This is a genomic window from Nitrospirillum pindoramense (genome assembly GCF_007827955.1).
GTDB classification, from domain to species: Bacteria; Pseudomonadota; Alphaproteobacteria; order Azospirillales; family Azospirillaceae; genus Nitrospirillum; species Nitrospirillum amazonense_B.
On sequence record NZ_VITR01000007.1, the window covers coordinates 133,580 to 148,548 of the forward strand.

The 14,969-nt window shown below is 69.9% G+C and carries 16 protein-coding genes; 4 read left to right on the forward strand and 12 right to left on the reverse strand.

Going from position 1 to position 14,969, the window contains the following annotated elements:
- The first annotated feature begins 88 nt into the window (after positions 1-88).
- On the forward strand, positions 89-1,021 hold the full coding sequence (locus FBZ90_RS13360; protein ID WP_145732814.1) for a 2-hydroxyacid dehydrogenase: 933 nt from the start codon (positions 89-91) through the stop codon (positions 1,019-1,021).
- Between the two features lie 5 nt (positions 1,022-1,026).
- Here FBZ90_RS13360 and FBZ90_RS13365 read toward each other — a convergent pair whose 3' ends face one another.
- The 7 genes from FBZ90_RS13365 to FBZ90_RS13395 all read right to left on the reverse strand — a co-directional run bounded on the left by FBZ90_RS13365 (position 1,027) and on the right by FBZ90_RS13395 (position 7,633).
- Positions 1,027-1,770 (reverse strand): cyclic nucleotide-binding domain-containing protein, encoded by a 744-nt coding sequence (locus tag FBZ90_RS13365; protein WP_145732815.1) that lies wholly within the window; start codon positions 1,768-1,770, stop codon positions 1,027-1,029.
- A gap of 154 nt (positions 1,771-1,924) precedes the next feature.
- On the reverse strand, positions 1,925-2,302 hold the full coding sequence (locus FBZ90_RS13370) for a response regulator transcription factor (protein ID WP_186455796.1): 378 nt from the start codon (positions 2,300-2,302) through the stop codon (positions 1,925-1,927).
- A 129-nt stretch (positions 2,303-2,431) separates the two neighbouring features.
- Entirely contained in the window at positions 2,432-3,079 is a 648-nt protein-coding gene (locus FBZ90_RS13375; protein WP_145732818.1) for a response regulator transcription factor, read from the reverse strand.
- A complete protein-coding gene (locus tag FBZ90_RS13380; RefSeq protein WP_246130394.1) occupies positions 3,072-4,586 on the reverse strand; it encodes a PAS domain-containing sensor histidine kinase in 1,515 nt (504 codons plus the stop codon). Before FBZ90_RS13380 ends, FBZ90_RS13375 begins: the two co-directional genes overlap by 8 nt.
- Before the next feature lie 134 nt (positions 4,587-4,720).
- On the reverse strand, positions 4,721-5,602 hold the full coding sequence (locus tag FBZ90_RS13385) for a C40 family peptidase (RefSeq protein ID WP_145732821.1): 882 nt from the start codon (positions 5,600-5,602) through the stop codon (positions 4,721-4,723).
- A gap of 6 nt (positions 5,603-5,608) precedes the next feature.
- Complete coding sequence (locus tag FBZ90_RS13390; protein ID WP_145732822.1) at positions 5,609-6,022, reverse strand: MarR family transcriptional regulator; 414 nt, start codon at positions 6,020-6,022, stop codon at positions 5,609-5,611.
- Between the two features lie 210 nt (positions 6,023-6,232).
- Entirely contained in the window at positions 6,233-7,633 is a 1,401-nt protein-coding gene (locus FBZ90_RS13395) for a leucyl aminopeptidase family protein (RefSeq protein ID WP_145732823.1), read from the reverse strand.
- A 152-nt stretch (positions 7,634-7,785) separates the two neighbouring features.
- Here FBZ90_RS13395 and FBZ90_RS13400 point away from each other — a divergent pair, with 152 nt between their 5' ends.
- Together FBZ90_RS13400 and FBZ90_RS13405 are read left to right on the forward strand one after the other, a co-directional pair.
- Complete coding sequence (locus FBZ90_RS13400) at positions 7,786-8,460, forward strand: glutathione S-transferase family protein (protein ID WP_145732825.1); 675 nt, start codon at positions 7,786-7,788, stop codon at positions 8,458-8,460.
- A gap of 72 nt (positions 8,461-8,532) precedes the next feature.
- Positions 8,533-8,886, forward strand: coding sequence for a VOC family protein (locus tag FBZ90_RS13405; protein WP_145732826.1), 354 nt, complete (start codon positions 8,533-8,535; stop codon positions 8,884-8,886).
- Positions 8,887-8,910: 24 nt separating this feature from the next.
- On the opposite strand, the gene FBZ90_RS13410 is transcribed toward FBZ90_RS13405, so the two are convergent.
- Positions 8,911-10,059 (reverse strand): TAXI family TRAP transporter solute-binding subunit, encoded by a 1,149-nt coding sequence (locus FBZ90_RS13410; RefSeq protein WP_246130395.1) that lies wholly within the window; start codon positions 10,057-10,059, stop codon positions 8,911-8,913.
- Positions 10,060-10,220: 161 nt separating this feature from the next.
- The gene (locus FBZ90_RS13415) at positions 10,221-10,793 is read right to left on the reverse strand and encodes a PAS domain-containing protein (RefSeq protein WP_145732827.1); all 573 of its coding nucleotides are present in this window, start codon (positions 10,791-10,793) and stop codon (positions 10,221-10,223) included.
- An 89-nt stretch (positions 10,794-10,882) separates the two neighbouring features.
- On the opposite strand from FBZ90_RS13415, the gene FBZ90_RS13420 reads away from it, so the two are divergent.
- Complete coding sequence (locus tag FBZ90_RS13420; RefSeq protein WP_145732828.1) at positions 10,883-11,524, forward strand: glutathione S-transferase family protein; 642 nt, start codon at positions 10,883-10,885, stop codon at positions 11,522-11,524.
- 39 nt (positions 11,525-11,563) lie between these two features.
- On the opposite strand, the gene FBZ90_RS13425 is transcribed toward FBZ90_RS13420, so the two are convergent.
- The 3 genes from FBZ90_RS13425 to FBZ90_RS13435 form a co-directional block, all read right to left on the reverse strand.
- Positions 11,564-12,325, reverse strand: a complete 762-nt coding sequence (locus FBZ90_RS13425; RefSeq protein ID WP_145732830.1) for an SDR family NAD(P)-dependent oxidoreductase — start codon at positions 12,323-12,325, stop codon at positions 11,564-11,566.
- Between the two features lie 191 nt (positions 12,326-12,516).
- On the reverse strand, positions 12,517-13,146 hold the full coding sequence (locus tag FBZ90_RS13430) for a ParA family protein (protein WP_145732831.1): 630 nt from the start codon (positions 13,144-13,146) through the stop codon (positions 12,517-12,519).
- Positions 13,147-13,193: 47 nt separating this feature from the next.
- Positions 13,194-14,864, reverse strand: coding sequence for a CYTH and CHAD domain-containing protein (locus FBZ90_RS13435; RefSeq protein WP_145732832.1), 1,671 nt, complete (start codon positions 14,862-14,864; stop codon positions 13,194-13,196).
- Positions 14,865-14,969: the final 105 nt, after the last annotated feature.

Consider the following 14,969-nt stretch of genomic DNA (forward strand, 5'->3'; position numbering starts at 1 on the left):
TCGCTCCGGGGCCGGCGGTCGCCGGCCTCCAACAGCATGAGTCCGAGCCTCACGCTGTTGGTTCACCTCTCGACACCGGGATCGCGCTATGGCCCTGCTGTTCGTTTCCGCCCACGATCATGCCGCCGACTGGGTGCATGAGCTGAAAGCCCAGTTGCCGGACATGGATGTGCGCGTCTGGCCGGAGGGCATGGGCGACCCGGCGGAGATCGACTACGCCCTGGTGTGGAAGCCGCCGTCGGGCCTGCTGGCCAGCCTGCCCAACCTGAAGGTCATCTTCTCGCTGGGCGCCGGTGTCGACGCCCTGCTGGCCGACCCCACCCTGCCCGACCTGCCGCTGGTGCGCATGGTCGAGCCCGGCCTGACCGAGGGCATGACCGAGTATGTCTGCCTGCACGTCCTGCGCTGGCATCGTGATGCGCCCCTGTTCGAGGCGCAGCAGCGGGATGTCGTCTGGAAACAGCTGACCCACCAGCACCTGGCGCGGGAGCGGCGGGTGGGCATCCTGGGGTTGGGCGCCCTGGGCAGCGACGCGGCGCAGGCCCTGAAGGCCCTGCGCTTCGATGTGGCGGGATGGAGCCGCTCGCCCAAAAGCCTGGATGGCATCACCACCTATCATGGGGCGGAAGGGCTGACGCCCTTCCTGGCCCGCACGGACATCCTGGTCTGCCTGCTGCCCCTGACGCCGGACACCGAGAACATCCTGGATTCGGGCCTGTTCGCCCAATTGCCCCGGGGCGCGGTGGTCATCAACGCCGCCCGGGGGCGCCATCTGGTGGAGGAGGATCTGCTGGCGGCGCTGGACCGCGGCCATCTGGCCGGGGCCACCCTGGACGTGTTCCGCACCGAGCCGCTGCCGCCCGACCACCCCTTCTGGACCCACCCCAAGGTGACCGTCACCCCCCATGTCGCCGCCATCACCCAGGCGCGCACGGCGGTGGAACAGGTGGTGGGCGGCCTGAAGCGGCTGGCCGCCGGGCAACCGCTGATCAATCTGGTGGATCGTCAGCGAGGATACTGAACCGCTTACTGCACCAGGCCCGACCGGCCGCCGCCTTCCGACAGGTCGATCAGGGCCTCGACATCCACCAGTTCCACCATCTGGTCAGGCAACAGCCGAATGAGGCGGGTGGTCTTCAGCTTGGTGAAGGCGCGCGACACGGTTTCCATGGTCAGGCCCAGGAAATCCGCGATGTCGGTGCGGGTCATGGGCAACGGGATGCGGCAATGGTCCTGGGGCTCGGGCGTCACGCGGCGGGCCTGGCGCAGCAGGAAGCTGGCCAGCCGCTCCGGCGCGGTCTTGCGGCCCAGCAGCAGCATCTGTTCCTGCGCCACCTGCAATTCGGTGGCGGTGGCCGCCAGCAGGCGCAGGCGCAGCTCGGGATCACGTTCCAGCAGCGTATCGAACTGCGTGCGCGACAGACGGCGCAGGGTCACCGGGGTCACGGCCTCGGCGGAATAGAGGTAAGTGCCACCCAAGGCCAGCCCCAGCATGTCGCCGGGCTGGAGGAAGCCGACGATCTGGCGCCGCCCATCGGCCATCATGCGCAGGATGCGGACCATGCCGGAGGTGACGATGCGCACGCTGCTGGCCGGATCGCCCTCGGAGAAAATCACCTGGTCCCGGCTGTAGGCGGAAGCCTCATCCCCCCAGGGGGCGAACGGGCTGGCCGGAGCGGCACGGCCGGCGGAGGACGCGGGCACGGCGCCGAAGATGGCGGGGCTGGGGTGGCGAGCGGTGGCCGGGGCGGTGGCGAGCGATGGCGTCATCTGGGGGGCTCCCGTTGTGTCGGGCCTGAACCAGCCCGTCGTCGTTCCGTAAGAGGACGTTAGCGCCCGTGGGCCCGCCTGATGAGTTCGGTCTTCTACCTACGTAAAACCCCCTATGCCCGTAAAACCCCTTATGGATGTGACGGTCACGCCGTCAGGCGGCGGTGGCCAGCAGGCGGTGCAATTCATCCACCAGCCGGCCGGTATCGACGGGCTTGTCGAAAAAACAGGCCACACCCGCCCGCGCAGCACGGTCCCGCGTCTCCGGCTCCATGTTCGCGGACATCATCAGGACGGGCACGTCGCGCAGCAGGGCGCGGTGCCCTTCCACGAATTCGACGCCGGTCATACCCGGCATATGCTGGTCGAGCAGCAGGCAGCTCCGCCCGCCATCGTAGGTCGCGGCGAAGTCCTGGCAGGAGGCGTGGAGGTCGACCTCGAAGCCATACAGCCGCAGCAGGAACTTAAGGGAATGGCGGACGGACTCGTCGTCATCGACGACATGGATCCGTCCCGCCGCGTTCTCGGCCACATCAAATCTCCTCAGGGGCGTTACACCGGCGTCGGTGGTGCCGGCCCCGTCGACCCTGATGAATTTAAGGCGGCGGCGCGTACAGGAGTAATAAGGGTTTCCCCGTATTCCGTCCGTGTTTGACGCGGATCAACCCGCGTTCGGGCGAATACCTGCCGTCAGCGCCAGGCGGACCAGTTGGGACAGGCTGGTGGCGCGCATCTTTTCCATCACCCGGGCGCGGTGGATTTCCACGGTGCGCGGGCTGATGGACAGGTCGAAGGCGATGATCTTGTTGGGCTTGCCGTCGACCAGGCCCTGGAGGACATCCAGTTCCCGGGGCGTCAGCGCGCCCAGGCAGGCCAGAACCTCCGGCGAGGGCGCCTCCACCGGCGCCGTGGTCGAGGGCGGCGGAACCTCGGCCGCGGCGCGGGGACGCGACAGCGCCGACTGGATGGAGGCCAGCAGCGTCTCCTCCTCGAACGGCTTTTCGATGAAATCCACGGCCCCGGCCTTCATCGCGGCCACCGCCAGGGGCACGTCGCCGTGGCCGGTCATGATGATGACCGGCAGGGTGGACCCGGCGACGACCAGCCGCTCCTGGACCTCCAGGCCGGTCAGTCCCGGCATGCGGACGTCCACCACCAGGCAAGCGCAGCGCGCCGGGGCATCGGAGTCGAGGAAATCCAGGGGGGAGGGAAAGGCCGCGACCTGGTAACCCGACGCCATCAGCAACAGCCGCAGCGAATCCCGCACGGCGGCATCGTCATCCAGCACGGCGATGACAGGGTCAGGCATCCTGGTTTTCCTCGGACTCGGACAGCAGAGGCAGCGTGAAGCGGAAGGTCGCGCCGCCGTGTTCGTTACGTTCCGGCCACAGCCGGCCGCCATGGGCCTCGACGATGGACCGGCTGATCGACAGCCCCACCCCCATGCCACGTTCCTTGCCGGAAACGAAGGGCTGGAACAGGCGGGCCATGGCGGCGTCATCCAGGCCATGGCCGGTATCGGCCACCGCGACCTCCATGAACGCCGCGCCTTCCGGGGTCGCCATGGGGGCCGCCGTGATGGACAGGATGCGTTCCGGCTGGCCGCTCATCGCCTCGACCGCGTTGCGGATGAGGTTGAGCAGCACCTGCTGGATCTGGATTTTGTCGATGACGGCGCGCAGGTCCTGCCGTTGCAGGCGCAATTCCATGCGCACGCCGCTTTCCCGCGCCCCGACCAGGGCCAGGGCGGCGGCCTCCTCGATCAGGCCGTCCAGGCTTTCGGCGCGGCGGTCGGTGCCGCCCTTGGCGATGAAGTCGCGCAACCGGCGGATGATCTGCCCGGCCCGCAGCGCCTGCGCCGACGCCTTGTCCATGGCTTCCCGCGCCAGGGGCATGTCGGCGCCCTCCGCGCGCTCCAGCAGCCGCAGGGACGCCTTGATGTAGTTGACCACCGCCGTCAGCGGCTGGTTCAGCTCATGCGCCAGGGCGGACGCCAGCTGCCCCATGACGCTGACACGGCTGACATGCAGCAGTTCCGCCTGAAGCTGCTGCAGCCGGCGCTCCACCGCCTGGTGTTCCGTCAGGTCGTGGATGAAGCCGGTGAACAGGCGCTCCCCCTCCAAATCCACGGCCCCGACCGCCAATTCCATGGGGAAGACTGTTCCATCGCGGCGCTGGCCGGAAACGATGCGGCCGACGCCGATGATCCGCTTCTCCCCCGTGGCGAGATAGCGGCCGATGTACTGGTCGTGCTGTTCCCGGTAGGGCGAGGGCATCAGCATGCTGACGTTCAGCCCCAGCACCTCGCCCTCGGTATAGCCGAACATCCGCTGGGCCGCCGGGCTGAAGGAACGGATCAGCCCCTGGCCGTCGATGACGATGAGGGCGTCGGGAATGGTCTCGATGATGGAGGCCAGACGCGCCTCGCGGTTGCGCAGGGCCTGTTCCGCCGCCCGCCGGTCGCTGATGTCGCGGATGATGCCGATATAGGCGGGCGGGCCATCCTGCTGCGCCTCCCCCACCGACAGTTCCATGGGGAAGGTGGTGCCGTCGCGGCGCAGGCCCGTGACCTCGCGGCCGATGCCGATGATGCGCTTTTCCCCCGTCGCGTGGTAGCGGGCCAGGTACTGGTCATGCTCCTCCTGATAGGGGGAGGGCATCAGCACCTTGACGTTACGACCGATCACCTCCGCCGCCGTCCAGCCGAACAGGCGTTCGCAGGCGGGGTTGAAGGATTGGATCGTGCCCTGGCCATCGATGACGATCACGCCATCGGGCACGGTATCCATCAACGCGCGGAAGTGAGGTGAGAGCATGGGGTCCTCCGTCCGCCACACCATATGTCGCGGGCCGAACGTTTCCCATACCTAACAATCTTTCCACCCCCGCGTAAGGTTGAAATGCGACGCGGTGTTCGCTTGGTACGTGGGGTGTTCACCCCGGAGCACCCTCACCTCAGCCGCTTGACCGCCGTGACGCCCTTGCCGGCCGCCGCCCGCGCCAGGACATCGGCCAGGGGTTCGCGCACCGTGGCCATGTGATGGGCGTTGGCGTGCACCAGGTGGGTCTCATCCGCCATGATGCCGACATGGCCGGGGAAGAACACCAGGTCGCCGCGCTGGTAGGCGTGGCCGACGCCATCGGCCGAAACCAGCGTGCCCAGGGCCACCTGCTGCTGGTCGCTGTCGCGCGGGCAGGGCAGGCCGGCGGCGTCCAGCGCCAACTGAATCAGGCCGGAACAGTCGATGCCCACGCTGGTGCGACCGCCCCACAGATAGGGCGTGCCCAGCAGGCGCAGCGCGGTTTCCACCGGGTCGGCCGTCACGGCCCCGATCTCCGCCACATGCACCAGCGGGACCCAGCCGCCGCCGGCCACGCCGGCGAAGCCGTCGGCCTCTTCCACCACGCACAGCGGCGCGCCCAGGCTGATCATGTCCAGCGGCGGCGTCTTCAGGTCCGGCTCGGGATGGAAGAAGCTGCGCAGCGCCGTCAGCTTGTGCGTCGGCTCCGCCAGCTCGTCATCCAGCGCTTCCAGTTGCAGATAGCCGACATAGCCATCCGTGGCGTTCTGGCCCCAGACCCAGCCGTCCTTCTCCTCAAACACCGTGAACACCTCACCGAACAGCAACTGGCTGGACTGGCGGGCGGTGAAGGTCGGCTCTTCCTTCAGGCTGACATAGCCGGCGCGAACCTGGCAGGGCACGCCATCGACATAGCGGTCGGCCGTGACCTTGCCATAGAGGTGGGCGGAGGCGAGGTCGGAACGATAGGGGTTCACACGCGGGTCGAGGGCCGCCTTGGGGGCTGGCGTGGACTTGGACTTGCTGGACATCTCACATCATACCGGCGCTGAAACCGGCTCCGAAGCAGGGGCTGACGGCGGGCGCGGCGGCGTGGCGCGCGCCCCGTCCAATGCGCCCTGCACGGCGCCGGCGTCAATCACCATCTGCCCGAACTCATGCAGGAAGACCGAACCCTTGACCGTGCGCTGGACCAGGACGTTGCGCCGGTCGTCCGCGTCCCGCTTGCGCTTGGTGAAGCCCAGGCGGCCCAGCCGGTCCAGGGCGCGCGTGATGGCGGGCTTGGACACGTTCAGCGTCGCCGCCAGGCCCCGCACGGTATGGGGTGGCGGGGTCATGTAGACCGTCAGCAGCAACGCCAACTGGCGGGCCGAGAGATCCGGGCCGGCGGCCCGCACGCTGGCCACCAGCGCGCCGCGCCAGAGTTCCAGGGCTTCGAGATTACGCGACATGCTGCCCCCCGCATCCGGAAACGGTCGTCCGGCCACCCCCGCTGCGCCGGCCCCACCGTCATTCCGGTAGCGTATCGGGCAAGACGCAACTTTTCCGGAGTGTGCCGAAAGTCCCGCGCAGCGGCAAGGGCTTGCCACCCCCTTCGGGGTAGGCATTGGATAAAGTATCTATGATTTTATCCCCGGGGGCCGCCCGCGCCTGCCCCAGTGTCAGCCCTTGGGAAAGCGGCGGCTCAGCATGGCGAAGGCGGCGCGCAGGCCCATGGCCTCGCCCCCCTCGGGGCGGCCGGGCTTGGCGCTGGCGTTCCAGGCCATCAGGTCGATATGGGCCCAGGGGGTGCCCTTGGTGATGAAGCGCTCCAGGTACAGGGCGGCGGTGATGGCGCCGCCATAGCCCCCGCCGGGGGCGTTGTTCAGGTCGGCGATCTTGCTGTCCAGCTGCTTGGCGTAGCCCTGCCACAGCGGCAGGCGCCACAGCGGGTCGCCGGTTTCCTTGGCGGCGGCCAGGATGTCGTCCGCCAACGGGTCGTCGTTGGCGAACAGGGCCGGCAGCTCGGTGCCCAGCGCGATGCGCGCCGCCCCCGTCAGGGTGGCGAAGTCCAGGATCAGGGCCGGCTTGGCGCTGTCGGCCTCCGCCAGGGCATCGCACAGGATCAGGCGGCCCTCGGCGTCGGTGTTGCCGATCTCCACCGTCAGGCCCTTGCGCGTGGTGATGATGTCCATGGGGCGGAAGGCGTTGCCGGAGATGGCGTTCTCCACCGCCGGCACCAGCACGCGCAGGCGCACCGGCAACTGGGCCGCCATGACCAGGCGCGCCAGGCCCAGCACATGGGCGGCGCCGCCCATGTCCTTCTTCATCAACAGCATGCCGCCCGCCGCCTTGATGTCCAGGCCGCCGCTGTCGAAGCACACGCCCTTGCCCACCAGGCAGACCAGCGGACGGCCGGCATCGCCCCAGGTGAGGTCGATCAGGCAGGGCGCCTTGGCCGCGGCCCGGCCCACGGCATGGACGGTGGGATAGTTGGCAGCCAGCAGATCGTCACCGGCGATGACCGAAACGGCGGCGCCAAACTCGGCCCCCAGTTCCTGGGCGGCGGCGGCCAGGTCGGATGGGCCCATGTCCTCCGCCGGGGTGTTGATCAGGTCGCGCACCAGGGTGACGGCGCGGGCCATGCTGTCCACCGCCTGGGCATCGGCGCCGGCCGGCAGCACCAGGCGGGGCAGGTCCTTCTTCGGCTTGCGGTAGCGGGTGAAGCGATAGCTGCCCAGGGCCCAGCCGGTGGCAAGCGCGGTCGCCTGCTCCGGGGTCAGGCCGTCCTCCAGGGCATAACTGGCCTCCCCCCCCTTGGCGCCCGCCGGCAGCGTCGTGGGCAGGCCGGCGAAGCTCCACAGGTCCAACATCTCCCCCACGCCCACCAGCACCCGGTCCAAGCGGCCATCGGCGGCGGGCAGCAGGGCCGTGGCCCCAGGCTCGGCGGTGAATCCGACGCCACGCACCCAGGCGGCCGTCGCGGCGGGGGCCGCCGCCAGCCAGGCGTCCAGCCCATCCTTGCGCACGGGGATCAGAGTGACGGTGTCGGCGGCCTTTTCGGCCAGGAAGCAGGACAGCACGGGGGAAACCCTTTCGGCTTCGGAAAGTCAGGCCCGCAGGGTTCCACATCCGGGCGCCGGTTTCAAACGCGGTGGCGTCACATCGCTGGCGCGGGCCGGCATCCCCCGCTACCCTCACCCGCCCATCCTCACCGATCCCGAGGCGTCATCCCATGGGCCACCCCACATCCGCCGACCTGACCCTGATCCTGGGCAGCAAGACCTATTCCTCCTGGTCGCTGCGTCCCTATCTGGCGCTGCGCCATGCCGGCCTGGCGTTCGAGGAGGTGGTGATCCCCCTGCGGCAGCCGGACAGCAAGGCCCGCATGCTGGCCCACAACCCGGCGGGCAAGGTGCCGGCGCTGATCCACCGCACCGCCGACGGGCCGGTGACGGTCTGGGACAGCCTGGCCATCTGCGAATACGCGGCCGAGCTGGCGCCCAGTGCCAACCTCTGGCCCGAGGATCGCGCGGCGCGGGCGCACGCGCGCTCCGTCAGCGCGGAGATGCACGCCGGCTTCATGGACCTGCGCCGCAACCTGTTCATGGACCTGGCCCGCACCATCGACCGGCCAGAGCGGGTGGCCAAGGCCGCCGGTGACATCGCCCGTGTCCAAGCCCTGTGGGCCGATTGTCTGGACCGGTACGGCGGCCCCTTCCTGTTCGGCGCCTTCACCATCGCGGACGCGATGTACGCGCCCGTCGTCACCCGGTTCCAGACCTGGCGCGTGCCGCTGACCGAAAGGTCGCAGGCTTACGCCGCCGCCATCGAGGAGTTGCCCGCCATGAAGGACTGGCGCGCGGCCGCCGCCGCCGAAACCGTGGTCCTGGACATGCTGCTGGATTGAGGTCAGCATCGGCCGGTGAACGGCATCCGCAGATCGTCGCCGCGACGGTCCGGAGACCAGGGAGGGGACGGCATGGCGATCACCGGCATAGGCGGACTGTTCTTCCGGGCGCGTGACCCGGCGGCCTTACGCGCCTGGTACAAGACCCATCTGGGCATCAACGTGGGCGGCGTCTGGAACCAGGCGGCGGGGCCGACGATACTGGCGCCCTTCGCGCAGGACACCAGCTATTTCCCGGCGGATCACGCCTGGATGCTGAACCTGCGCGTCGATCAGTTGGACCCGCTGCTGGAGACGTTGCGCGCGGCCGGCATCGCGATCACGACCGACCCCAGCTGGGACACCCCGGAAACCGGCCGCTTCGCCCGTATCCATGACCCCGAGGGCAATCCCATCGAGCTGTGGGAACCGCCCGCCGACGATTGAGCGGGTCCGCCTGGCTGGCCAGGGTCAGCCCGATGTGGCCAGCGACACGTCGAACCCCTGCTCCCGGTAATAGCGCGCCGCACCCGGGTGCAGGGGCACGGCCAAGCCGGTCAGCGCCGCCTCTTTGCGGATGCTTTCCCCCCGGGGATGGCCGGCGACCAGCAGGCGGTGGGTGTTGGGGTGCCACAGCGCCTTGACGATGCCATAGGCCAGGTCGTCCGGCAGGGCGGTGGTGGCCAGCCACTGCGCGCCCACCCCCAGGGTCTTGGTCTCCGGCACGCCGACATAGGCGCCGTCACCGCCGATCATGGTTTCGGTGAACAGGGGCAGGCCGGGGCTGAGGCGCGGCAGGCGCGCGTCGATGATGGAGATGAGGCGTACCGGCAGGCGGGCCGCCACATCGGCCACCGCCGGCAGGGGGTAGCCGCCAATGATGAAAAAGGCGTCCAGCTGACCGGAAGCCAGGCGATCCCCGGCCGTGCCGGGGTTGAGGTAGAAGGGCTGCACCGTCTTTTCCGAGAGGTCGTGCGCCTGCAGGATCAGCAGGGCCGTGGGCAGGGTGCCGGACCCCTTCTCCCCCAGGGCCACGCGCCGGCCCTTCAGGTCGTTCACCGTCTTGATGGGGCTGTCGCCCCGAACCACCAGGTGCACCGTCTCGCTGTACAGGTTCGCCAGGGCCCGCAGGTCGGTGAAGGGCGGCTTGCCGGCGTAAGGGCCCTTGCCCTTGTACGCCAGGAAACCGATGTCGGCCTGGACCAGCCCGGTCTCATACCGCCCGGTGCGCAGGGCCTCGACATTCTCCACGGCGCCGGAGGTGGTCTGCGCCACGGCGATCATGCCCGGCACGCCGCAACTGCCGCCCCGGTCGCAACCGGGACTGCCGGGCGGGTTGCTGATGGCGTTGGCCAGGATGCCGCCGATGGGGAAGTAGGTACCGCCGGCCGTGCCGGTGCCGATGGTCAGGAAGCGGATGGACTCCGCGCGGGGGTTACCGCCGCCGCCGCCCCAACCCAGGCCCGCCGCCGCCAGCGCGCCCAATCCCCCCACCAGCACATGGCGGCGCGAGGCCGCGGCGGGGGGCGTGCCGGCGACCGTGCCTGGGGATGCCTCAGAACCCGCGTGCCCTTTCCCTGGTGACGGGACGGAGGGCCGGGTGGGGGAAACCTCAGACACGGCGGAAACATCCTTGGCGGCGGTGCGATGGAACGCGGTGCGACGGACGGCGGAGCAGCCCCAGGCTTCAAGGGCGACTCGGGTAATTATTATCGCGCCGAGATGCCTTTTTGCGCAACGTTCGAATGCCGCGCGCGCACACTTCCTTTGGCAGTGTGGCCTTAAAACGCCACCAGCCTCAACTCGCGGCGCAGCAGCCGGGCGCGGTCCTGCAGCACCCGCAGCCGAACCCTGAAGTTTTCCGGCGTCGGCTGGTAATGCATGACGATAGCCAACCTGTCCAGGCCGCCATCCGTTCCCCGGAACGGCAGGCCCAGGCGGGGAACGTTGTACATCACGCCCTCATCCGTGCCGATCTGGTCCAGGCCGAAGACCGGCCGGGCGTCGCGCACAATGGCCGCCTGGAAGCCCAGCGCCGCCTCCAGCATGTCGGGTGGATAGAATTCATCGAAAAACTGGCCGGTGGGGTCGCCCCCGGCGGCCAGGGCGGAGAGGGAGCCGCAGAACACCACACGCACCCGGCCATCGGCGCGATAGGCCGTGGTCACCGCCAGATGGGGCAGGAAGCTGTCGGGAACCGCGGCCAAATCCAGGGCAGCCGACGGCGGCGGAACGACATCCCCACCCAGCCCCCGCCACCACGCGTAGGCATGGGCGATGGGGCCGTCGGGCAATTCATCCGCATGGATGAAACCCGCGATATCCGGCAAGGGTTCGCATGCGTTCAATGGCATAATGATATGACCATACCGTCGTGCCCGGCCGACCGCCAGATGCAAGACCGTCGTCGGCGATCCACCTTTACGGTTGGAGGAGAACGCCCATGAAACTTTATGGCGCCGCCCTGTCCCCCTACTCCGCCCGCGTGATGCTGGCCATCCGCGCCAAAGGCCTGGACATTCCCCTGACGGACCCGCCAGGCGGGCAGAAATCCGCCGCTTTCCTGGCCATCAACCCGCTGGGCAAGACCCCGGTTCTGGAGGTGGGCGGGGCGCACATCATCGAGTCCGCCGTCATTTGTGAATTTTTGGAGGATGCCTTCCCCACGCCGCCCCTGCTGCCGGGGGAACCGCTGGCGCGGGCAGCCCAGCGCACGGTGACGCGCCTTCTGGACCTCTATGTCCTGCCGCCGCTGCTGTCGCTGATGGCCCAGACGGGCGACGCGGCGGCCGCGGCGGCGCGCCTGTCGGACCTGACCCGGGGCCTGGACGCGCTGGAAACGGTGGTGGGGCGCGGGCCCCCGCCCCCGGCGGCGGACGGGGTGCTGGGCCTGGCCGACTGCGCCCTGGCCCCCACCCTGATTTTCCTGGAGCGTTTCCTGCCCCGCTACACGCCACAGGACATGCTGGAGGGGCGGCCGGCGCTGGCTGCCCGCTGGGCCGCCTACGCCGACCATCCGCTGGTCACCCCGGTCGCCCTGGCGATGGAAACAGCGCTGGAGGCGTTCCGCCAGCGCCGGGGCTGATCCTCCAGGCGGCGACCGCGGCCACCGCCTGGGAAACAATCACTTGGCGTTCATGCGGACCGCGCCGTCGAGGCGGATGGTCTCGGCGTTCAGCATCACGTTGCGGACAATGGTCAGGGCCAGATCCGCATATTCCTCCGGCTTCCCCAAGCGCTTGGGGAAGGGGATGGAGGCCGCCAGGCTGTCCTGCACCTCTTGCGTGAAGCCGGCGACCATGGGGGTCCAGAAGATGCCGGGGGCGATGGTCATGACGCGCACGCCCACGCGGGCCAGTTCCCGGGCAATGGGCAGGGCCATGGCGTGGACGCCGCCCTTGGACGCGCTGTAGGCGGCCTGGCCCACCTGGCCGTCGAAGGCCGCGACCGAGGCGGTGTTGATGATCACGCCGCGCTCATTATCCTCCAGCGGGTCCAGGGCGCTCATGTCCGCCGCCGCCAGGCGCAGGATGTTGAAGGTGCCGATCAGGTTGATCTCGATGACCTTGCGGAAGGCGTTCAGATCCAGCGGGCCTTCACGGCCCAGCACGCGGCCGGCGGTGGCCACACCGGCGCAGTTCACGGCGATACGGGCGGCGCCATGGGCCTCGCGCGCGGCGGCGATGGCGGCGGCGGCGCTGTCGGCGCTGGTGACATCGCAGCTGAGCGCCAGGCCGCCGATCTCGGCGGCAACCGCCTCGGCCGCGGCCAGGTTCACGTCCAGCAGGGCCACCTTGGCGCCCTCGGCCGCCAGACGGCGCGCGGTCGCGGCGCCCAGGCCGGACCCGCCACCGGTGATGATGGCGGCAACACCTTGAACCTGCATGCTTCTCTCCCGAAAGTTCTGGCCCGACCATGTCGGCCCGAAAGTTTTGACGTCTGGCCTGGCTTGGCCACGTTTAGGCGTCTTTCTGGCAAGGCAGGAGGCTCAAGTCCAGGCCCCGATAGCCCGGTCCCGATAGCCCGGTCCCAAGTCCAGGCGGACCAGGGTGCGCGTCGGCTGCGCGGGGCGGCGCCTCAGCCGTTCGGGTCCACGATGAACGTCATCAGCGGCGCCCAGTCCTGCCGCAGATCGGCCAGACGCTTGGCCTTCTGGTCGAACAGGGTGAGGCCGGCGGCTGCCGCGTCGGGGTAGGCCTGGCTGTCGCGCAGGCGGGTCACCACCCGGTGGCCAACCGTGCCCAGGAAGGTGTCCAGCCGGTCGGCGGCGCGGGTGCGGGCGCGCACGCGGTTGCCCACCACCGCCACGGCCTTGCGGCTTTTACGGATGGGCTTCAGCTCATCCAGCTTTTTCAGGAAGCGCTCGGTCGCCTGCTCATCGAACGCGCCGGGCAGCAGGGGCAGTACCACCACGTCGGCCTCGGCCACCAACTGCTCCACCTCTTTCGCCTTGAGGGCGGCCGGCGCGTCGATGACCAGCACGTCGGCGCCCTTGGGCACGCTGCCGATTTCCTTCGTCCAGTCCAGGGCGGCGATGACCGGGGCCGTCACCGGGCGGCGGGCCAGCCAGCCCAGGGACGATTTCTGCCGGTCGACATCGGCCAGCACCGTCTGCCGGCCCTCGCCGGCGAAGGCGGCGGCCAGATGGGTGGCGACCGTGGTCTTGCCGACGCCGCCCTTGATGTTGGCCACGAGGATGGAAAGCATGAGGCGCCAATTCCCTTGAAATATGCAGCGATTGAAAGACGGGAAGGTCAGGAGGGCGGATGCGGCCAGTGATCGGCCGGCGTCCAGAAGGGGTCGGCGTCCATGAAGCCGTCCACCGCGCGGCACAGCGCCTCCTCCCCCACCGCCATATGGGCGGCATGCCACCCCAGCACCAGGCCGGCGCCCATGTCCCAGCCGGCGGGGCTCACATCCTTGGCGGCGGCGAGATCGGCCCGCAGGTCGCGGACCAGCGCGTCCATGGTGGCGACGTCATTCAGGTGGCCCAGCCCGTCCTGCAGGGCGGACAGCCGCTCCAGATAGCGGCGCACGCCCTTCTGCGGGTAAATCTCGCGGAAGAAGTCCACGGCGTAGCGCAGCTTCTTCAGGGCGATGCGCAGGCCATGGCGGGCGGGCGCGTCCAGCCGGGCGAAGTGGCGCCCGCGCTTGGCGGCGCGGTGGCGCTGGCGTGTCAGCACGGCGTCGGCGAAGGGCAGCAGGGGTTGGCCCAGCCAGGCCAGGCGCTCCGCCGGCGCCTCGTCGCGCCAACACCGCCCATCCACCCAGCGGCCCAGGGTCAGCAGCAATTCGGTGTAGCCGGGGCCCGACACGGCGGCGCGCGCGGCGGCATGGCCCCGGCCCCGGGCGCCCTGCGCCGCCACGGCCAGCGCCTCCAGGCTTTCCTGCTCCGGCATCGCCGCCGAGACCGGCGCCAGCAGCTCCTCCAGGAACACGTCCCAGGAGCGGGCGGGGCCGACGGCATCGGCCAGGCCCTTCAGGGCGGCCTTCAGGGTGGCGCCCTGGGCGTCGGGCAGGATGGCCTTGAACAGCGTCAGGGCGGAGCGCAGGCGCCGGACCGCCACGCGCAGCTGATGCACGCCCGAGGGATCGCCGGCCAGCACCGCCGCCTCGTTGGCCGCCATGTGATGCAGGCAGGCGCGGGCCACGCCGGCCAGGGCCGCCTCCACCGTCTCATCGGGTTTGAAGTTCAGGGGGCCGGCCTTCACGGCCTTGGCGGACGTCAGCTCCCCGCGCGCCAGGGCATAGCCCCGCTCGGCCTTGCTGCGCGGCTCCAGGCGCAGCGGCACGGTGCGGTGCAGGGCCAACGCCAGGTCATAGAGCACGCGGCGGTCCTGGCCGGCGGCCAATTCCAGCTCCACCTCCGCGATGGCCTCTTCCCGCCCGTCGGCCGCGCGGGTGACGCCCTGGTCCACCGCCACCTCCACCGCCAGGCCGGCGGCCAGCGGCAGGGTGCGGGTCCAGCGCTTGACCTCATTGCTGAACACCGGCGCCAGGCGGCGCAAATCCACGCCGTCCAGCAGGGCCTGGGCGGCGGGGTCGGTGAAGGCCTGGGGCACCAGATGGCCGTCCGGCGCCGGGATTTCCCATTCCGACCGGGACATGGCCATGCCGGCCCCGGCCGAGGGGCCCTTCAGAGTCTGCAGCACCTTTCCCGCCCCCTGAGGCCCCGACTGGCGCAGGCGCAGGCTGACGCCCCGGGTGGCCAATTCCCCCTCCGGCGTGTCGAAGTAGGTGTTGTGCAGGGTCTTGGTGACGGCGCGGGCGCCGGCCAGGACGGGCGCGGACTTCAGCCGGGACAGGTGCTCAGGCGCCACCGCCAGCTTCAGCTCGATCTCCTGCGGGGCATCCGCCTCCACAGGAATGGCCGCGCCCTCCGTCGGGACGGAAGGGGCGGGGGACGGCGACGGGTTTTCAGGCATCAAGGCGGGAATCCGGCATTGACAGGGGCGGCGGCCGCAGGGGCGCACCCATGTCCCTCAACGCTATAGGACGCGAGGGCCCGCGACAATATGGGTAAAGGTGAA